This window comes from Anaeromyxobacter sp. SG66 (assembly GCF_022690805.1).
Classification (GTDB): Bacteria; Myxococcota; Myxococcia; order Myxococcales; family Anaeromyxobacteraceae; genus Anaeromyxobacter; species Anaeromyxobacter soli.
Genome location: NZ_JALCZC010000050.1, coordinates 1 through 19,874 on the forward strand (window position 1 = coordinate 1; position 19,874 = coordinate 19,874).

General features: G+C 73.6%; 14 protein-coding genes. 5 read left to right on the forward strand and 9 right to left on the reverse strand.

Features of this window, described 5'->3' with window-relative positions:
* On the reverse strand, positions 1-480 hold a 480-nt coding region (locus tag MNZ39_RS14335; protein WP_242339641.1), incomplete at its 3' end, for a zf-HC2 domain-containing protein.
* Entirely contained in the window at positions 477-1,088 is a 612-nt protein-coding gene (locus MNZ39_RS14340; RefSeq protein ID WP_308197065.1) for an RNA polymerase sigma factor, read from the reverse strand. The genes MNZ39_RS14340 and MNZ39_RS14335, both read right to left, overlap by 4 nt.
* Positions 1,089-1,183: 95 nt before the next feature.
* Between MNZ39_RS14340 and MNZ39_RS14345 the strand changes: the two genes are divergently transcribed.
* Complete coding sequence (locus MNZ39_RS14345; protein WP_242339646.1) at positions 1,184-2,680, forward strand: NAD(P)/FAD-dependent oxidoreductase; 1,497 nt, start codon at positions 1,184-1,186, stop codon at positions 2,678-2,680.
* Positions 2,681-2,686: 6 nt separating this feature from the next.
* On the opposite strand, the gene MNZ39_RS14350 is transcribed toward MNZ39_RS14345, so the two are convergent.
* On the reverse strand, positions 2,687-5,887 hold the full coding sequence (locus tag MNZ39_RS14350; protein ID WP_242339648.1) for an efflux RND transporter permease subunit: 3,201 nt from the start codon (positions 5,885-5,887) through the stop codon (positions 2,687-2,689).
* Positions 5,888-7,099, reverse strand: a complete 1,212-nt coding sequence (locus MNZ39_RS14355; protein WP_242339650.1) for an efflux RND transporter periplasmic adaptor subunit — start codon at positions 7,097-7,099, stop codon at positions 5,888-5,890.
* A gap of 256 nt (positions 7,100-7,355) precedes the next feature.
* On the opposite strand from MNZ39_RS14355, the gene MNZ39_RS14360 reads away from it, so the two are divergent.
* Complete coding sequence (locus MNZ39_RS14360; protein ID WP_242339652.1) at positions 7,356-8,543, forward strand: endonuclease/exonuclease/phosphatase family protein; 1,188 nt, start codon at positions 7,356-7,358, stop codon at positions 8,541-8,543.
* A 79-nt stretch (positions 8,544-8,622) separates the two neighbouring features.
* On the opposite strand, the gene nifJ is transcribed toward MNZ39_RS14360, so the two are convergent.
* On the reverse strand, positions 8,623-12,255 hold the full coding sequence (gene nifJ / locus MNZ39_RS14365; RefSeq protein ID WP_242339654.1) for a pyruvate:ferredoxin (flavodoxin) oxidoreductase: 3,633 nt from the start codon (positions 12,253-12,255) through the stop codon (positions 8,623-8,625).
* A gap of 260 nt (positions 12,256-12,515) precedes the next feature.
* On the opposite strand from nifJ, the gene MNZ39_RS14370 reads away from it, so the two are divergent.
* From MNZ39_RS14370 to MNZ39_RS14380, 3 genes are all read left to right on the forward strand, one after another.
* On the forward strand, positions 12,516-13,574 hold the full coding sequence (locus MNZ39_RS14370) for a serine/threonine-protein kinase (protein ID WP_242339656.1): 1,059 nt from the start codon (positions 12,516-12,518) through the stop codon (positions 13,572-13,574).
* A gap of 82 nt (positions 13,575-13,656) precedes the next feature.
* Positions 13,657-14,550 carry a DMT family transporter gene (locus MNZ39_RS14375; RefSeq protein WP_242339658.1) on the forward strand — a complete coding sequence of 298 codons (894 nt, stop codon included), beginning with the start codon at positions 13,657-13,659 and terminating at the stop codon, positions 14,548-14,550.
* A gap of 68 nt (positions 14,551-14,618) precedes the next feature.
* A complete protein-coding gene (locus MNZ39_RS14380; protein ID WP_242339660.1) occupies positions 14,619-15,950 on the forward strand; it encodes a CxxxxCH/CxxCH domain-containing protein in 1,332 nt (443 codons plus the stop codon).
* Positions 15,951-16,031: 81 nt separating this feature from the next.
* On the opposite strand, the gene rsfS is transcribed toward MNZ39_RS14380, so the two are convergent.
* The 4 genes from rsfS to MNZ39_RS14400 form a co-directional block, all read right to left on the reverse strand.
* Entirely contained in the window at positions 16,032-16,613 is a 582-nt protein-coding gene (gene rsfS, locus MNZ39_RS14385) for a ribosome silencing factor (protein WP_242339662.1), read from the reverse strand.
* An 8-nt stretch (positions 16,614-16,621) separates the two neighbouring features.
* Complete coding sequence (locus tag MNZ39_RS14390; protein WP_242339664.1) at positions 16,622-17,908, reverse strand: glutamate-5-semialdehyde dehydrogenase; 1,287 nt, start codon at positions 17,906-17,908, stop codon at positions 16,622-16,624.
* 5 nt (positions 17,909-17,913) lie between these two features.
* Positions 17,914-19,047, reverse strand: a complete 1,134-nt coding sequence (proB, locus tag MNZ39_RS14395) for a glutamate 5-kinase (protein ID WP_242339666.1) — start codon at positions 19,045-19,047, stop codon at positions 17,914-17,916.
* A 136-nt stretch (positions 19,048-19,183) separates the two neighbouring features.
* Complete coding sequence (locus MNZ39_RS14400) at positions 19,184-19,783, reverse strand: LysE family translocator (RefSeq protein WP_242339668.1); 600 nt, start codon at positions 19,781-19,783, stop codon at positions 19,184-19,186.
* Positions 19,784-19,874 lie beyond the last annotated feature (91 nt).

Sequence of the window (19,874 nt, forward strand, 5' to 3'; positions counted from 1 at the left end):
GGCCGCCCGCGAGGCGGACGGGGTCGCGCCCGGACCGTCCGGGACGGGCGCCGCCGCGTCGCTCGCCGCGCCCGAACCTGCCGCCGGCGGCGCCTCCGCGTACTGCGTGTGCCCGAGGAGCTCCTCGCCCGGCCGCTCCGCCGCGGGGCGCAGCGCGAGGAGCCGGTACGAGACCGCCCCCACGGTGAGGAGGACGGCGGCGACGGCGGCGGCGGACCAGCTCCAGCGGGGCAGGATCCGCGCCGGGCCGCGCTCGCGCGCCGCCTCGCGGGCCGCCGCGAGCAGGATCCGCTCGCCGGCCTCGGGCGCGCGCTCCTGGGGGAGCGCTGCCATCGTCTGCCGCGTCGCGCGGATGCGCGCGAGCTCCGCGGCGCACTCCGCGCAGGCGGCCGCGTGCGCCTCCACCTCCCGCGCCTCGCGTGGCGACAGCTCGCCGTAGGCGTGCTCGAGGAGGAGCTCGGCGAAGCGCTCGTGGCTCATCGGGACGCCCCTCCCGCCGCGGACGGCGCGCCGTCGTCGGGGCCCACGCCCGCGGCGGCGAGCTCCACGCGCAGCGCCTCGAGCGCATAGCGCATCCGGCTCTTCACAGTGTTCTCGGGCGTGCCGGTCACCTCCGCGATCTCCGCGAAGCGCAGCCCGGCGTACTCGCGGAGCAGGAACACCTCGCGCTGCTCGGCCGGCAGCGCCGCGAGCGCCGCCTCGAGCCGGGGCCGGAGGAGCGCCGCGTCGGCGGCCGCGTCCGGCGACGGACCGTCCGCAGCGTGCGCCGCCGCGCCCGTCGGGCCAGGCGCGTCGAGCGGCTCTGCGCGCCGGAACGCCGCCCGGCGCGCCTCGTCGATCGCGAGGTTCCGGGCGATCGCGTACACCCAGGTCCTGAACCGCGCGCGCTCCTCCCATGTGCGGGACGCCTTCACCACCTTGAGGAACACCTCCTGACAGAGATCCTCGGCCCGTGCCCGGTCGGCGGTGAGCCGCACGAGGAACGAGAAGACGGGCGCGCGGTGGCGGCGCATGAGGGCCTCGAAGGCCCGCGCGTCGCCCCCCCGGAACCGCAGCATGAGTCGTTCGTCGCTCTCGTCCGGCGGCACCGTCGCTCCGGGCCTTCAGGCTCTCGAACGCACGAGCCACGAAAAGGATCTGACGACAAATTGTACGCCGTCGAGCGGGCGCCCGTCGCGCCGCCTTGACGCACTCGACCGGAGAGCCCCCCGGCGCGGCGCTCGCGCGACCCGGCCGCGCGCGCTACCACCGGCCGGTGATCTCCCCGGACGCAGTGGTCGTCGGCTCCGGCCCGAACGGCCTCGCGGCCGCCGTGGCCCTCGGCGCCGCCGGGGTGCGTGTGCGCGTGCTGGAGCGGAACGCCGAGGTGGGCGGCGGGGCGCGCACGCTGCCGCTCACCCTCCCCGGCTTTCGCCACGACCACTGCTCCGCGGTCCACCCGCTCGCCGCGGGGTCGCCCTTCCTGCGCCGGCTGCCGCTCGCGGCCTACGGCCTCTCCTGGATCGAGCCCCCCGCCGCGGCCGCGCACCCGTTCGACGACGGCACGGCCGCGCTCCTCTCGCGCTCCTTCGCGGCGACGGGGGACTCGCTCGACGGCCCCGACGCCCGGGCGTGGCGGGCGCTCCTCGAGCCCATCACGGACGGGTTCGAGGCGCTCGTCGAGGAGCTCTTCGGCGGCCTGCTGCGCGTCCCGCGGCGACCGCTCCTCCTCGCGCGGTTCGGGCTGCCCGCGCTCGTGCCGGCCGCCTCGCTCGCCCGCGCGCGCTTCCGTGGCCCGCGGGCGCGCGCGCTCCTCGCAGGCCTCGCCGCGCACGCGCAGCTCCCGCTCGAGCGCACGCCCAGCGCGGCCTTCGCGCTCGTGCTCGGCGGGGCGGGCCACGCGCTCGGCTGGCCGTTCCCGGCCGGCGGGGCGCAGGCGATCGCCGACGCGCTCGCGGGCCTCGTCCGGGCGCGGGGGGGCACGATCGTGACGGGCGAGGAGGTGACCTCGCTCGACGCGCTCCCGACCGCGCGCGCGACCCTCCTCGACCTCACGCCGCGCCAGGTGCTGCGCGTCGCGGGCGGTCGCCTGCCGCGGCGCTACGCCGCGGCGCTCGCGCGCTTCCGGTACGGTCCCGGCGCGTTCAAGGTGGACTACGCCCTCGACGGCCCGATCCCCTGGCGCGCCGCGGAGTGCGAGCGGGCGGGGACCGTGCACCTCGGGGGCTCGCTCGAGGAGATCGCCGCCGCCGAGGCGGCCGTGTGGCGAGGCGAATCCCCGGCGCGACCGTTCGTGCTCGTCGCGCAGCCCACGCTGTTCGATCCTTCGCGCGCGCCGCCGGGCCGGCACACGGCCTGGGCCTACTGCCACGTCCCGAACGGCTTCGCCGGCGACGCGCTCGCGGGGATCGAGGCGCAGCTCGAGCGGTTCGCGCCGGGCTTCCGCGAGCGCGTCCTCGCGCGTGCGGTCCGAGGCCCCGCCGCGCTCGAGTCAGACGACCCGAACCTCGTCGGCGGCGACGTGGGCGGCGGGGCGAACACGCTCGCGCAGACGCTCTTCCGCCCGGCCGCGCGGCTCGTCCCCTGGTCCACGCCCGTGCGCGGCCTCTACCTGTGCTCGGCTTCCACGCCGCCGGGCGGCGGGGTCCACGGGATGTGCGGGTACCACGCCGCGCAGGCGGCGCTGAGGGGGATGGGCTAGGCCCGCTCAGTCCAGCTCGCGCCGCACCCCGCCCGCGCGCGCGTGCGGCGCCGGCGCGGGCTCGTGCCCGCCCTCGCCGGCGTGGCCCGGGCGCAGGACGCGGCGGAACATGCGGCGCACCCGCTCCCGGAGGCCGTCCATGATCTCGTAGACGGTGGGGATGACGAGGAGGGTGAGGAGCGTCGAGGTGATGACGCCGCCGATCACCGCCCGCCCGAGCGGCGCACGGAAGTCGCCGCCCTCGCCCAGGCCGAGCGCGACCGGGATCATGCCCGCGATGATCGCCACGCTCGTCATCATGATGGGCCGCAGGCGGATCCGCCCCGCCTCGACGAGCGCGTCGCGGATCGAGATGCCTCGCTCCTCGCGCGCCCACTTCGCGAAGTCGATGAGGAGGATGGCGTTCTTCGCGACGATGCCGAAGAGGAGGATGACGCCGATGAGGCTCATGATGTTGAGCGTGTCCCCCGTCACGAGGAGCGCGCCGACGACGCCGATGAGCGACAGCGGGAGCGACATGAGGATGGCGAGCGGGTCGAGGAACGAGCCGAACTGAAGGACCAGGATGAGGTACATGAGCAGCACGGCGAGGAGCAGCGCGAGGCCCACGCGCGTGAACACCTCGGCCTGGTCCGCGCTCTCGCCGCCCTGGCGGAGCGTGTAGCCCGGCGGGAGCTTCACCTCCGCGCCGAGCCGCTTCTCGATGTCCTGCACCACCTCGGAGAGCGAGCGGCCCGCGACGTTGCCCTGGATGTTGATGACGCGCTCGCGGTCGAGGTGGGAGATCTGCGCGGGCCCGAGCCCCTCCCGCACCGCGGCGACCTGCCCGAGCGGCACCACCTGCGGGTTCCCGCCGTTCTGCGCGTGGAGCACGAGCGGGAGCTGGCGCAGGTCGGCGGCGCGCTCGCGCGCCTCGGGGGCGAGCCGGACCATCACGTCGCGGGTCTCGCCGGTCGGATCCACCCAGTCGCCCGAGTCGAGCCCGGCGAAGGCGATGCGGAGCGACTGCGCGATCTGCCCGACGGTGACGCCGAGGTTGCCGGAGAGGCCGCGGTTCACCGCCACCTCGAGCTCCGGCTTCTGGCCGCGCGTGGAGAGCCCGACGTCCACCGCGCCCGGCACCGACTGCGCGACCGCCTTCACCCGCTCCGCGTACTGGGCGAGCACGCGCGACTCCGGCCCACGCAGCTCGAGCTGGATCGACTTGAACGCCCCGCCGAAGCCGCTCGTGAACACCGAGATGTCCGCGCCCGCGACGCGCGAGAGCTCGCGGCGGAGGACGGCCCCGAGCGCGTCCTGCGAGACGCCCCGGTCCTTCTTCGGCACGAGCCGCACGTAGACGAGCGCCTGATCCACGCCGGGAGCCTGCAGCGGGATGGGCGTGCCGATGGAGGAGTAGACGTACTTCACCTCCGGGTGGCGGTGGACGATCGCGTTCGCCTCCTCGACCTTGGCGCGGGTGTACTCGAGCGACGACCCCGGCGGCGTCTGGACGATGAGGCTCACCTCGCTGCGGTCCGAGATGGGCACGAACCCCGCGCCGCCGAACGCCCCCTGCAGGAAGATGGCGCCGAAGAACGACAGGGACGCGACCGCGAGCATGATCCAGCGGTGGTCGAGCGCCCAGGAGACGACGCCCTTGTAGCGGTCCGCCTGCCGGTCGAACCAGGCGTTGAACGCGCCGAGCGCCCGGCCGACCGGGCCGCGCGCCTGGCCCTTCTCGATCTGGGGGTCCGGCCAGTAGGCCGACATCATGGGGTCGAGCGAGAAGGAGACGAAGAGCGAGACGAGCACCGCCGCGGCGATGGTGAGGGCGAACGGCTTGAACCACTGGCCGGCCACCCCGTACATGAACGCGACCGGCACGAACACCGAGACGATCGAGAAGGTCGTGGCCGCGACCGCGAGGCCGATCTCGTCGGTGCCCTTGAACGAGGCGGTGGTGTGGTCCTCGCCGAGCTCGATGTGCCGGACGATGTTCTCGCGCACCACGATGGCGTCGTCGATGAGGATGCCGATGGCGAGCGAGAGCCCGAGGAGCGACATGGTGTTGAGCGTGAAGCCGAACGCCCAGACGCTGATGAAGGCGGCGAGCACCGAGACCGGCAGCGCGAGGCCGGTGATGACGGTCGAGCGCCAGGAGTTGAGGAAGAAGAACACGACGAGCACGGTGAGGAGCGCGCCCTCGACGAGCGTCGTCTGCACCTCGTTCACCGAGCGGCGCACCCGCTGGCCCGCGTCCTGGACCACCTGGAGCTTGGCGGCCTTGGGCAGCCGCGCCTCGAGCGCCTTCGCGCGCGCCTTGATCTGGTCGGCGACCGCCGTCGTCGAGTAGCCCTTCGTCTTCAGCACCTCGAGGCCGACCGCCTCCGAGGAGTCGTAGAGGGCGAGCGTGCGCGGCTCCTCCGCGCCGTCCTTCACGGACGCGACCTGCCCGAGCCGGACCACCTGTCCGCTCCGCGTCGCCACCGCGAGCGCGGCGAACTCCTCCGGCGTCTGAAGCCGCCCGGTGAGCCGGATCGACTGCTCGCCGAGCTTCGTGTTCACCCGCCCGACCGGCGCGGCGAGGTTCTGCGCCTGGAGCGCCCCGACCACGTCGTTCGCCGCGACGCCGGCGGCGGCCATCGCCTGCGGGTTCAGCTCCACGGTGAGCTCGCGCTTCTGCCCGCCGACGAGCCGGACGTCGGCGACCCCCTGCGCGGCGCGCAGCTCGCGCGAGACGACCTCGTCTGCGAGGCGCGTGAGCGCCGGGACGTCGATGGAGTCCGAGGTGAGCGTGAGGGAGACGATCGGCTCGTCGGACGGATCGAACCGCGTGATGATCGGCTCCTCCATCTCGAGCGGCAGGTCGGCGCGCTTCTCGCTGATGGCGTCGCGGATGTCCTGCGTCGCCTCCTGCAGGTTCTTCTCGAAGTCGAAGAAGACGATGAACTGGGCGAGGCCGTCGGTGGCGGAGGCGGTGGTCTGCTTCCCGTCGATCCCGCTGATCGAGAAGATCGCGTCCTCGATGGGATCGATGAGCTCGCGCTCCACCGTCTCCGGCGACGCGCCCGGGTAGACGATCGTGACGGCGACCACGGGCGGCTGCACGTCCGGGAACTCGTCGGTCTTCAGGGCGAACAGCGCCACGAGCCCGAAGATGACGAGCGCGAGCATCACCGTGACGGTGACGATCGGCTTCTTGATGGCGAAGTCGGAGACGAACATCTACCGCCCCCCGCCGTCCGACGCCTGCGCGCCGTCCTCCGGCCTCGCGCTCCTCCGCTCCTCCTGCTTCGGCGGCGCCCCGGCGCCTGCCCCCGGCGCCTCCGGCTGCGCGACGCGCACGGGGGCCCCCTCCGGGAGCGTCGCCCGCGCCGAGCCGAGCACGAGCACGTCGCCCGCGGTCACGCCCGAGCGGAAGGCCACCGCGCCGGTCACGTCGTCGCGCAGCGCGACCTCCACCGAGACCCGCTCGACCTTCCCGCCCGCGACGCGCATCACGGTGGGCGGCTTGCTCGAGTCGTCCACGGCGCTGGCCGGCGCCGCAGGTCCGGTGGCGCTCTCCGCGGCGACGCGGCCGTGCGCGTAGAGCCCCGAGATGAGCCGGCCGTCGTCGTTCTTCACGTCGACGTAGACGCGGACCTGCCCGGTGGCGGGGTCCACGGCGGGGTTCACGCGCTCGATCTCGCCCTGGAACACCTGCTCGAAGCCGGTGACCGTGAAGTCCACGCGCGCGCCCGGCCGCACGAGGCCGACCTGCGCGGCGGGCACCGATCCCTCGAACTGCAGCCGGGCCGGATCGATGACCGTGAAGAGCGGCGCCCCCGGCGCCACGATGTCCCCCACCGACACCTGCCGCTCGGACAGGACCCCCGCGAACGGCGCCTTGACTTGCGACTTCGCCACCTGCTGCTGGGCGGAGACGAACCGCGACTGCGCGTCGGCGAGCTGCGCCCGCGCGCCCTCGAGCGCCGCCTCGGCCTGCTCCGCCTGCTGGACGGCGAAGGCGCCCGCCTCGGCGAGGGTCCGCGCCCGCTTCGCGTTCGCCTCCGCCACGTGCAGCGAGTTTCGTGCGGCGGAGACGCCGGACTGGGCCGCGACGAGCGCGTCTCGGAGCGCCGTCACGTCGACGCGTGCCAGGACCTTTCCCTGCGGGACGCGCTCGCCCGCCTCGGCGAGCACCTCGAGCACGGTCCCGCCGACCTCCGCCCGCAGGGCGGCGGCGCGCTTGGCGCGCAGCGTCCCGGAGATGTCCGGCCCGGCCTGGAGCGTCCGCTCGGTCACCGTGGCGACGTTCTCGGGCGCGAGGGTGATCGGCTCCGGCGCGGCCGCCTTTCCGCCCGCTCCGTCACCGCCGCGCTTGCAGGCGCCGAGCGCCAGGAATGTGAGCGCGATCGCCGCGACGCGCGTCGCCATCCGGTGGGGTCGCCTCGCCATGCGTGCCTTCCTCTTGATCGGAAACAAGGACCGCCCCTGCTGGCGGACCCCTCCTTATGACCGAAATGGGGGCCGAAGCGCGAGCCTGATTGGGGTCAACGACCTTTCGCTCGCGATCTGCGCTCGCGCCACGGGGCTCGCGAAGGGCCGACACGAATGGTGCGCGCGATGGGGCGTCCCTCCAGGCCCGGCGTCCGGGCGAGCAGGCCACGCTAGGCTCCCCGCACTCTCCGCCAACCCTGGCCCGAGGTGCGCCATGGCCCTCTCGAAGGTCGCGCCGTCCTCCCTCTTCGCGCTCGTCGCCGCGGCGGCGCTCGCCGCCTGCGGCCCGGCCGCCGCGCCCACCCTCTCCTCCTCCTCGGATGCGACAAGCGCGTCCGCCGTCGATCCCGGCAACGCCGGCGGAAACAAGCAGCTCACGGTCATGACGCGGAACCTCTACCTCGGCGCCGAGCTCGGGCCCGCCCTCGCCGCGCGGTCCGTTTCGGAGCTGGTCACCGCCGCGACCACGATCTGGACGACGGTCGAGGCGAACGACCGCGGCTACGGGTCCGACGACGTCCTCGCCCGGTTCGACGGGATCGCCGACGAGATCGCCGCCACCTCGCCGGATCTGGTCGCGCTGCAGGAGGTCACCCTCTGGCAGAAGGCGCCGGCCGGCTCCGCGGACTTCGCGGTACGCTTCGACTACCTCGAGGTGCTCCTCGACAAGCTCGCGGAGCGCGGCCTCTCGTACGCGCCCGCCGTCGTCCTCCCCCTCACCAGCCTCGCGGTGCCCATCGCGACCGGCGAGACGGTCGCCATCACCGATCGCGACGTGATCCTCACCCGCGCCGACGAGCCCGGGCTGCACGTGTCGGACCCGCGCTCGGACGTCTACGGTCCGGACTCCTGCGCCGCCGATCCGGCCTGCCCGGAGCTCGTCCACTTCGACGTGCTGGGGCAGCCCCTCGCGATCCTCCGCGGCTGGACGAGCGTGGAGGTGGAGTACCGCGGGGAGCGGCTGCGGTTCGTGAACACGCACCTCGAGGCCTACGACCCGACCGTTCGCGTCGCGCAGGCGACGAAGCTCGCCGAGGCGTCGTCCGCGGGGACCTCGCGGGTCATCCTCGCCGGCGATCTGAACTCGCTGCCCGGGACGGAAGGCGCCGCGGCGCTCGCGGACGCAGGCTTCACGGACGTGTGGCCCGTCGTGAACCCCGACGACGCGGGCTTCACGAGCCCCTACCCCGAGGTGCTCTCCATACCGGCGATCGACCTCGACGAGCGCATCGACTACGTGCTCTTCCGCGGTCCGATGGTGCCGCGCTCCGCGGAGGTGGTAGGCGAGGCTTCGGAGGATCGCGTCGCGGTGTCGGAGGACGTCGCGCTGTGGCCGAGCGATCACGCGGGGGTGGTCGCGGAGGTCGAGCTCCTGGACGCGCGCTTCGCGACGCTGAAGTAGCGCGCGCCCCCGGAGAGAAGACGGGCCCGACCCGCCGGAGCGGATCGGGCCCGTCGTGTCTTCGCGCGGCTCCTCGAGGCTACGCGCGCGCCTTGGGCGGCGGCGGCTTCCCCGGGGCAGCGGCCGGGGTCGCGGCGGCGGCGCCGGGAACGAGGTTCGCCGGGTTCATCGCGCGGGCGAGCTGCTCGTAGAGCGCGTAGCGCTCGCGGACGTCCTTCTGCGCCTGCGCGAGCATCTTCGCGAAGCCCTCGGGGTTCGCCGCCTCGACCTGCCGGAAGCGGGTCTCGTTCTCGACGAACCGGGCGAGGTCGATCTTCGGCGCGGGGCTGTCGAGCTTGAGCGGGCTCTCCCCCTGGGCCACGCGCCGCGGATCGTAGCGGAAGAGCGGCCAGTAGCCGGACTCGACCGCCTTCTCCTGCTGCCCGAGCGCCTCGGACATCTCGTACCCGTGCGCGATGCAGTGCGAGTAGGCGACGATGACGGAGGTGCCGGTGTAGCTGTCCGCCTCCTTGAACGCGTTCACCGTCTGCGCGTCCTTGGCGCCGAGCGCGACCCGCGCGACGTAGGGGTGGCCGTAGCTCATGGCGAGCATGGCGAGGTCCTTCTTCGGCAAGGTCTTTCCGGCCACCGCGAACTTCGCCGCGGCGCCCATGGGCGTCGCCTTCGACGCCTGGCCGCCGGTGTTCGAGTACACCTCCGTGTCGAGCACGAGGATGTTCACGTCGCGGCCCTGCGCGATGACGTGGTCGAGGCCGCCGTACCCGATGTCGTACGCCCAGCCGTCGCCGCCGACGATCCAGACCGACTTGCGGACGAGGTAGTCGGCGATCTTCGAGAGCCAGCGCGCCTCGAAGGTGTCGAGCTTCGCGAGCTTCTGCTTGAGGAGCTTCACGCGCTCGCGCTGCTTCCCGATCGCGGCCTCGTCGCCCTGCTCGGCCTTCAGGATCTCCTCGACGAGCCCGTCGCCCACGGCGGTGCCCATCTTCCCGAGGAGCTCCTTCGCGTGCTCGGCCTGCTTGTCGATGGCGAGCCGCATGCCGAAGCCGAACTCGGCGTTGTCCTCGAAGAGCGAGTTCGCCCAGGCCGGACCGCGGCCCGCCTCGTCCTGCGTGTACGGCGTCGTCGGCAGGTTCGCGCCGAAGATGGAGGAGCAGCCCGTGGCGTTCGCGATGATGGCGCGGTCACCGTAGAGCTGCGTGAGGAGCTTCAGGTACGGGGTCTCGCCGCAGCCGGTGCAGGCGCCGGAGAACTCGAAGAGCGGCTGGAGGAACTGCGTCCCCTTCACGTCGAGCTTCACGCGGGTGCGGTCCGCCTCGGGGATGGACAGGAAGAACGCCCAGTTCGTCCGCTCCTTCTCCTTGAGCGGATTGGCGTCCGTCATGTTGATCGCCTTCTTGCCCTTCTCGGTCTTCGACTCGGCCGGGCAGATCTCCACGCACAGCGAGCAGCCGGTGCAGTCGTCCGGGGCGACCTGGAGCGCGTACTTGTTCCCCTTCACCTCCGGCGACTTGAAGTCCATCGTCACGAAGGTCTTCGGCGCGGAGGCGAGCACCTCGGGCGCGAAGAACTTCGGGCGGATCGCCGCGTGCGGGCAGATGAGCGCGCACTTGTTGCACTGGATGCAGAGGCTCGGCTCCCACACCGGCAGCTCGAGCGCGATCGAGCGCTTCTCCCACTTGGACGTCCCGGTCGGCCAGGTGCCGTCCACCGGGAAGGCCGACACCGGGAGCTGGTCCCCCTTGCCGGCGAGCATGAGCGCCGTGACGCGCTTCACGAAGTCCGGCGCCACCTCGGCGACCGCAGGCGGGCGCGGCGTCCCGCTCACCTTGCGGTTCGCGGTGCTCACCTCGAAGAGGTGGGCGAGGGTGTGGTCCACCGCGGCGAAGTTCTTCTGGACGACCTCCGGCCCCTTGCGCGCGTAGGTCTTCTCGATCGTCTTCTTGATGTGCCCGATCGCCTCGTCGCGCGGGAGCACGCCCGAGATCGCGAAGAAGCAGGTCTGCATGATGGTGTTGATGCGCACCCCCATGCCCGTCTCGCGCGCGACCTTGTACGCGTCGATGACGAAGACCTTGAGCTTCTTCCGCAGGATCTCGTCCTGCACCTCGGCCGGCAGGTGGTCCCAGACCTCGTCGGGCCCGTAGTGCGAGTTGAGGAGGAAGGTCGCGCCGGGCGCCGCCGCCTCGACCATGTCGTACTTCTCGAGGAAGCCGAACTGGTGGCAGGCGACGAAGTTCGCCTTCGAGATGAGGTACGCGGAGCGGATCGGCTTCGGCCCGAAGCGCAGGTGCGAGATCGTCACCGAGCCGGACTTCTTCGAGTCGTAGACGAAGTAGCCCTGCGCGAAGTTGGGCGTGTCCTCGCCGATGATCTTGATGGAGTTCTTGTTCGCGCCGACCGTGCCGTCCGCGCCGAGGCCGTAGAAGAGCGCGCGCACGACGCCGGCGGGCTCGGTGTCGAAGGCGGAGTCGTACTTGAGCGACGTGTTGCTGATGTCGTCGTTGATGCCGATGGTGAAGTGGCGCTTCGGCCGCGGCTTCCCGAGCTCGTCGTAGACCGCCTTCACCATCCCGGGCGTGAACTCCTTGGAGGAGAGGCCGTAGCGGCCGCCGATGACGGTGAGCTGGTGGTGGAAGCGGTCGATGTGCGCCTGCTCCGCCTCGCGCAGCGCGGTGACGACGTCCTGGTAGAGCGGCTCGCCGAGCGCGCCCGGCTCCTTCGTGCGATCGAGCACCGCGATGTGGTGCACGGTCCGCGGGAAGGCCGTCATGAACGCCCCGAGATCGAAGGGCCGGTAGAGCCGGACCTTCACGAGGCCGACCTTCTCGCCCTTCGCGACGAGGTGCTCGACGGTCTCCTCGATCGTCTCGCACGCGGAGCCCATCGCGACGACCACGCGCTCCGCCTCAGGGTGGCCGACGTACTCGAAGAGCTTGTAGTTGCGGCCGGTGAGCTTGCCGAACGCGTTCATCGCCTCCTGCACGTGCTCGGCGGCCTCGGCGTAGAACGGGTTGCACGCCTCGCGCGCCTGGAAGAACGCGTCGGGGTTCTGGGCCGTGCCGCGCACGCTCGGCTTGTCGGGCGTGAGCGCCCGGGACCGGTGGGCGGCGACGAGCTCCTCCGGGATCATCTGGCGGAGGTCGTCGTCGGTGAGCTCCTCCATCTTCGCGACCTCGTGCGAGGTGCGGAAGCCGTCGAAGAAGTGGAGGAACGGGATGCGCGAGAAGAGCGAGGCGCGCTGCGCGATGGCCGCGAAGTCGTGCGCCTCCTGCACCGACGCCGAGGAGAGCAGCCCGAAGCCCGTCTGGCGGACCGCCATCACGTCGGAGTGGTCGCCGAAGATCGAGAGCGCGTGCGTCGCGAGCGTGCGCGCGCTGACGTGCATGCAGAACGCGGTGAGCTCGCCCGCGATCTTGTACATGTTCGGGATCATGAGGAGCAGGCCCTGCGACGCCGTGAAGGTCGTCGTGAGCGCTCCCGCCTGCAGCGCGCCGTGCACCGCACCGGCCGCGCCGCCCTCCGACTGCATCTCGGAGACGGAGGGGATGGTGCCCCAGATGTTCTTCCGTCCCTTGGCCGACCACTCGTCCGCCCACTCGCCCATGTTGGAGGAGGGGGTGATCGGGTAGATCGCGATCACCTCGTTGATCCGGTGGGCGACCGAGGCGACGGCCTCGTTGCCGTCCATGGTCACCATGCGCCTGTTCGCCATCGGTAATGCCTCCTCGGGACGTGCGCGCCGCCGCGCGCGCGTTTACGCCGCGGAACAGCCGAGCGGGATTGACTACTGGTCGAGTGGGGCCGCTGGAGCCCGAGAACTGTAGCAGATCGACCGACCCCTCCGACAACCCCGGGGGCCCTCGGCGTTCTTCCAGGACCGGATCGCTCCGCATTCGGATCATGCGGACTCCCACATCCACGCGCAGCCGCCCGCTTGCACGCCGGGTTGCCGCCGTCGCAAGCTGCCCGGCCATGGTGCGCAAGGTCGGTACGAGCCGGATCGTCCGAGAAATCGGGCGTGGCGGCATGGGCGTCGTCTACGAGGCCCACCAGGACGGCCTCGAGCGCCCCGTGGCCGTGAAGGCGCTCGACACCAAGCTCGCGCGCTCCAAGGAGATAGTGGAGCGGTTCCGTCGAGAAGGGCGGGCCTACGCCCGCCTCCGGCACGAGGCCATCGTCGGCGTCCACGACCTCGTGGAGAAGGACGAGGGCCTCTACCTCGTGACCGATCTCGTCGACGGGGCCGACCTCGCCCGCGTCCTCGCGACGGGCGGCGCGCTCCCCGCCGACTGCGTGGCCGTGGTCGGGGCGCGGATCGCCGACGCGCTCGACTACGTCCACTTCAACGGGCTCCTCCACCGCGACGTGAAGCCCGCGAACGTGATGGTCTCTCGCGACGGCGAGGTGAAGCTCATGGACTTCGGCATCGCGAAGGGCGCCGACGATCTGTCGCTCACCAAGGCCGGCATGCTGGTGGGCAGCCCTTCGTACATGGCGCCGGAGGTGCTCGCAGGGGAGGAGGAGGGGCCGGGCGCCGACGTGTGGGCGCTCGGGGTGACGCTCTACGAGCTCGTCACCGGCGAGAAGCCGTTCCGCGGCAAGAACGCCGAGGAGCTGTTCGCCGCCATCTCGCGCGGCCGCTTCAAGAAGGTCCGCGCGCTCGCGCCCGACTGCCCGCGCCGGCTCGCGCACGCCATCGAGCGCTGTCTCTCGAGGAGGCCCGCCGCGCGCATCTCCTCCGCCGCAGCCCTCGCCCGCGTGCTCGACGCGACCGCCGCGCGCCTCGTCGGCCGCAAGCTCCACCCCCGCGCGCGCCTCGTGGCGCTGCTCGCGAACCGCGGCTACGCGACCGAGGAGGTCGCGCTCTCGAAGGTCGATCTCTCCACGCTCCGCGCGACGCGCGTCGCCGACGTGCGCGGCTCCGCCACCGCGGCCGAGTTCCCCATCCGCCACCGCGCGCCGTTCCGGGTAGGGCTCGCGCTCGTGCTCGCGCTCGCCGCCGCGCTCGCGGCGTGGTTCGTGAGGATCTAGCGGCGCCGTGACGGCCCGCTCGCGCGAGCCGGGCTCCGGCGCGAGAGCACCTCGAGGCGGCGGCGCTATAGGATGCGCCCCCGTGCGCGCCCGCATCGTCCTCGTCTACGTCGCCATCGCGTTCCTGTGGGGCTCGACCTGGTCGGTCATCCGCGTCGGGCTCGAGCACCTGCCGCCGCTGCGCTTCGCGGGCGTGCGGATGGCGCTCGCGGCGGCGCTCCTCGCGCCGTTCGCGCTGCGCGGCGGGGCCTGGCGCGTGCTCGTCGGCGAGGCGGGGCCCCGCATCGCGCTCGTGGGGATCTTCCAGATCGCCCTCCCCTACGGGCTCATGTTCGTCGCGCAGCAGTGGGTCCCCTCGGGCCTCGCCGCGCTGCTCTTCGCGAGCTTCCCGGTCTGGATCGCGCTCCTCGCGCGGGTCTTCCTCCCCGGCGAGCGGCTCACGCCGACGAAGCTCGCCTCCGCCGCCCTCGGCGTCGCGGGCATCGCCGTCCTCCAGGCGCCTCACCTCGGCTCGCTCCAGAGCTCGGGCCGGCTCGCGCTCGGGGGCGCGCTCATCCTCTGCGCCTCCATCGTCGTCGCGCTCGCGAACGTCCTCGTGCGGCGCCACCTCCTCGCCGTCTCGCCGCTCGCCATGACGGCGGGCCAGACGCTCGTGGGCGCCGTCGTGCTCCTCGCCGCGGCGCTGGCGCTCGAGCACGGCCGGCCCGCGGAGTACACGCCTGCCGCGCTGGGCGCGCTCGCCTACCTCGCGGTGTTCGGGACGGCCCTCACCTACATCGGGCTCTACTGGCTCGTGCCGCGCGTGCCCATCGCCGCCATCGGCGCGCTCCCGCTCCTCGACACCACCGTGGCGGTCACCCTGGGCGCGGTCCTGCTCCGCGAGGCCGTCGGCTGGAACCTCGCGCTCGGCGGCGCCATGGTGCTCGCCGCGGCGGCGCTCGCCACGCGCGACGCGCCGGCGGCCGCGGACGCCTGACGGCGAAAACTGGCGCGAGCGGCGCGATTCCCCGAGGATCCCGGCGGGGGAAGTCTCTGGGAGGATCGATGGCGCGCATCTCGTTGAAGGACGCGCTGCGCGCGCTCGCGCTCGCGCTGCTCCTCGGGAGCGCGTGCGACTCCCGTGCGCCCATCGGGCCGACCCGGGCGCCGCCGCCCCCCGGCGAGCCGCCGCCCGTCTCGACTGGCGCCTGCGACTCCTGCCACGGCGCCCCTCCGGCGACGGGCGCCCACCTCGCGCACGCGATGATGGTCGGCGCAGACGCGCTCGTCTACGGCGACCTGCGCATCCTCGAGGACGTGGCGACGGGCGGCACGCGCTACGCCTTCGGGTGCGGCCACTGCCACCCGCTCGATCCGGCGGCGCACGAGGCCGACCTCGGGAACGACGGGCTGCCGGACGTCGTGCTCACCCCGCCGCCACAGCCGGTCGCGGGCGACGCCATCAAGCGCCGCAACGCGCCGCAGGCGGCCTGGGATCCTGCGACGGGGACGTGCAGCGGCGTCTACTGCCACTCGAGCGGCCTCGCCGCGCCCCACGCGCCGCTCGACTACCGCACGACGCCCGCCTGGACCGCGGCGCCCGGCGCGCTCGGCTGCGACGGCTGCCACGGGAACCCGCCCCGCTATCGCTCCGCCGGCTCGGCGAGCGCCGCGCCCAACTCGCACCTGCAGCTCGCCGGCGACGGCTGGGAGTGGGGCCACTACGCGGGCCTGCCCGGCGCGTGGCACCCGTCGGGCTCGAAGCACGGCGGGGGCCTCGGCTGGGCGGGCGAGAGCGCGGCCGCGCCCATCACCTGCCAGACCTGCCACTTCGACACGGTGGACCCCGCCAACGTGAAGGGGGGCGGCTTCTACTACCTCGACACCCGGGGCAGCTACGCGCTCGACGTGCCCGAAGCCGACCCGACGCGCAAGGAATCCCTGGACTGGCAGTCGTCGCAGTGCGCGACCTGCCACGACGGCGCGCGCGCGCGCATGGGCTCGGGCAAGGTGCTCCCGCTCCGCCACGTGAACGGCCGGGCCGACGTGGTGTTCGATCCCCGCCCGACGCTGCCCTCGTACTACCCCGGCACCGGGCTCCCGCTGCTCACGCCGCCGGGACCGATCGCGCCGTACTACGTGTGGCCCTTCAACGTGCGGGTCGACGCCGCGGCGCTCCCGCCGGGCACGGAGGTGCGCAAGGCGTCCGACGGGACGAGCGTGCTCGCCGTCTCGCTCGAGCACGCGAGCTACGACCCGGCCACCCGCACCTGCTCCAACGTGGGCTGCCACCTCGAGCGGCAGGCGTACGCCGACGCGGGCAGCGTCAAGCCGCTGCGCTGGGGCGACGCGTACGAGTTCTACTGGGCCTGCAACTACTGCCACCCGCGCTTCTGATCCACGGCCGCCCTGCCCCGCGGGGCGGCGTCGCCCCGCCGAGCTCGCTTCGCTGGTGAAATCCGTGGAGCGGCGGAGGCCTCACGCCTCCACGGTGAAGCGCGGCGCGTCCGCCCAGAGCCCCTCGATGTCGTAGAAGCCGCGTGAGTCGCGGCTCATCACGTGCGCGACCACGTCGCCGTAGTCGACGAGGATCCAGCGGCCGGTCTCGTAGCCCTCGACGCCGACCTTGGAGACGCCCTGCTGCTTCATGGTCTGCTCGACGTGATCGGCGATGGCGGAGGCCTGCCGGTCCGAGTCGGCCGTCATGACGACGAAGTAGTCCGCGTAGCTCGTGAGGCCGCGGACGTCGAGCACCGTCACGTCCTCGGCCTTCTTGTCGAGGCCGGCCTGGGCGATCGCGAGCGCGGTCGGGCGGGCGACGTCGGGCATCGGCGCGGCGGCCTCGGCGGCGGCGGAAGGGAGCCCGGCGGCGGCGGCCCGCTTCGGCGCGCGCGGGGTCCGCTTCTGCGCTTGCGACGCCGGCGCGGGGACGCGCCGCCGCTTCGCCGGGATCTTCCCGCCCCGCGCGGACTGCCTCCCGCCGCGCGCGGGCGCCTTTCCGAACTTCGCGGTCGTCTTCCTCGTCGCCTTCTTCGCAATCGCCTTCTTCTTGATCGCCATTCTTTCCCCTAGCTCCGCACGTGTCCGTCGCCTTCCACCACGTACTTCTGGGTGGTCAGCTCGGAGAGGCCCATGGGGCCGAACGCGTGGAGCTTCGTCGTTGAGATTCCGATCTCGGCTCCCAGGCCGAGCTCGCCGCCGTCGTTGAACCGGGTCGAGGCGTTCACCATGACCGCGCTCGCCGTCACCTCGCGCTCGAAGCGGCGCGCGCTCGCGAGGTCCCGCGTCAGGATCGCCTCGGTGTGGAGCGAGCCGTAGCGGGCGATGTGATCGAGCGCGCCGTCGAGATCGTGGACCACGCGCACCGCCAGGATCTTGTCCGAGAACTCCTTGCCGAAGTCGTCGGGCGCGGCGGCCACCGCGGGGACGCCCGCGCGGGCGAGGATGGTGAGCGAGGTCGGGCAGCAGCGGAGCTCGACGCCGGCGTCGGCGAGGGCGCGCCCCACCCCGGGGAGGAGCCGCCCGGCCGCCTCCCGGTGCACGAGGAGGCACTCGGTCGCGTTGCACACGGCGGGGCGCTGCACCTTGCCGTTCAGCGCGAGGTCCTTCGCCTGCTCGAGCGGTGCGCTCTCGTCGAGGTAGAGGTGGCAGACGCCCTGGTAGTGCTTCACCACCGGCACGCGCGACCGCTCCGCGACGGCGCGGATGAGCGACGGGCCGCCGCGCGGGATGGCGAGGTCGATGAGATCGTCGAGCTTCAGCAGCTCGAAGGTCGCCTCGCGGTCGGCGGTGGGCACGACCTGGGCGCTCGCCGCCGGCAGGCCCGCCGCGGCGAGCCCCTCCGCGAAGGCGGCCTGGAGCGCGAGCGACGAGCGGAGCGCGTCCGAGCCGGGCCGCAGGATGGCGGCGTTGCCGCTCTTCACGCAGAGCGCCGCCGCGTCCACCGTCACGTTCGGCCGCGCCTCGTACACCATCAGCACGACGCCCAGCGGGATGCGGACCTTCTTCACCGAGAGGCCGTTCGGGCGCCGCCAGCTCGCGGTCACCTCGCCCACCGGGTCGGGCAGGGCCGCGACCTCGCGCAGCGCGCCGGCGATCTCCTCGAGCCGCCTGTCGTCGAGCGCGAGCCGGTCGAGGTAGGCGGCGGACTGCCCCGCGGCGCGCGCGGCGGCGAGGTCCTCGGCGTTCGCGGCGAGGATCTCCGCCCGCCGCCGGCCGATGGCGTCGGCGGCGGCGCGCAGCGCGGCGTCCTTCGCGCGCGTCTCCGCGCAGCCGAGCACGCGCGCGGCGTCGCGGGACGCCTCCGCGAGCCGCCGCATCTCGGCAGCGAGCCCCTCGCTCGCGGGTCGTCTCATGGCCGTCATTCCCGGGGTTCGAGCACGACGAGATCGTCCCGGTGGACGATCTCGTCGAGGTACTTATACCCGAGCGCCCGCTCGATCTCGCTCGTCTTCAGCCCAGCGATCTTGCGGATCTCCTCCGCGGCGTAGCCGGCGAGCCCGCGCGCGAACGGCCTCGCCGGGTCCACGGCGATGTCCACCGGGTCGCCTACCCCGAACTGGCCCTCGACGGACCGGACCCCCGACGGGAGGAGGGAGCGGCCCTGCTCGGTGAGCGCCCGGCGCGCGCCCGGGTCCACCACGATGACGCCCTTGCCCTTGGCGGCGGCGGCGAGCCAGCCCTTCCGCGAGGTGAGCCGGGCCGCGCCCCGCGCGAACACCGTCCCCACCGGCTCGCCCGCGAGGAGCGCCGCGAGCGCCCCCTCCCGGCGCCCGGAGAGGAGGGCAGTGACGACTCCCTGGGCGCCGAGCCGGCGCGCCGCCTTCACCTTGGTGGCCATCCCGCCGACGCTGCGCTCGCTGCCGGCGCCGCCCGCGAACCGCTCGATCTCGGCCGTCACGCGGGGAACGTCGTGGAGGAGCGTCGCGCCCCGCTCGGCGGGGTTCCGGTCGTAGAGCCCCTCCACGTCCGTCAGCATCGCGACGAGCCCGGCCTCCACGCACCCCGCGACGAGCCCCGCGAGCGTGTCGTTGTCGCCCACCTTGATCTCGTCCACCGCGACGGTGTCGTTCTCGTTCACGACGGGAACGACGCCGGCCTCGAGGAGCTTCTCGAAGGTGCGCCGCGCGTTGAGGAAGCGCTTGCGCGAGGCGAGGTCGTCGGCGGTGAGGAGCACCTGCGCGACGGTGAGGCCGTGCGCGCCGAGGGCGTCGCCCCAGGCGGCCATGAGGTGGGGCTGGCCCACCGCGGCGCAGGCCTGCTTCGTCGGGATGTCCCAGGGCTTGCCCTTCGTGCGGACGAGCCCGAGCCGCTCCGCGCCGAGCGCCACCGCGCCGGACGAGACGAGCACCACCCGGTGATCGCGCGCGAGCGCCGCGAGCTCCGCGCCCAGCCGGGCGCAGTTCTCTCGATCGAACCGGCCGCTCGGATCGGTGAGCGTGCCGGTGCCGACCTTCACCACGAGCCGCTTCGTGCGGGAGAGGGCGCTGCGCATGGGGGCGAGAGCCTAACCCATCCGGCCCGCGCCCGGCACCGGCCGGGTCACGGCGCGCCAGCGCCGCTCGCCTTGCCGCCCGCGAAGGTGGAGTGGGCGCACGGCGCGGGTGCGGATCCGCCGGCGGCGGTTCGCGTCAGCTCCCGGCGAGCCCGCGGCCGATCTGCCATGCGCCGAAGGCGAGCAGGACGGCGCCGGAGAGGACCCCGAGCGCCCGCGTGAAGCGGGGTCCGAGCCGGCTCGCCGCGCCCGCGAGGCCGACGATGGCGAGGTTCCCGCCGGTGAGGAAGAGGTAGAAGCCGGCGAGGAAGGCGAGGGCGCGCGCCGGAGCGGCCTGCCACGCCTCGGCGAGCAGCGGGCCGCCCACGAGGCTCCAGAAGATCCAGGCGTTCGGGTTCGTGAGGTTCACGAGGGTCGCGCGCACGATCCCGCGGGGCGGCGCCCGCCCCTCCGCGACGACGCCGGCGCGCGCGGCCCGGAGCGTCGCGACCGCGAGCCACAGGACGACGACGCCGCCCACGATCTGCAGGCCGCGCAGGAGCCCCGAGGGGAGCTGGGAGAGGACGAGGAGGACGACCGCGATGACCGCCGGATCCGAGAGGAACGGCACGAGCGCGACCGGGAGCGTGCGGAGGGCGCCGTTCCGGAGCGACTGCGCGAGGAGGTAGGCCTGGTACGGCCCGGGCTGGGCGGCGGCGGAGAGCCCCAGCGTCGCGCCGGTGAGGAAGAGCGTCACGGCGCGGAGGAAACACGAAAGCGCGAGCGGCGTCGAGGGCGGCTCCTCCCCAGGCGATCGCGCCCCGGGCGCCGCACCCTGCCACGCGCGG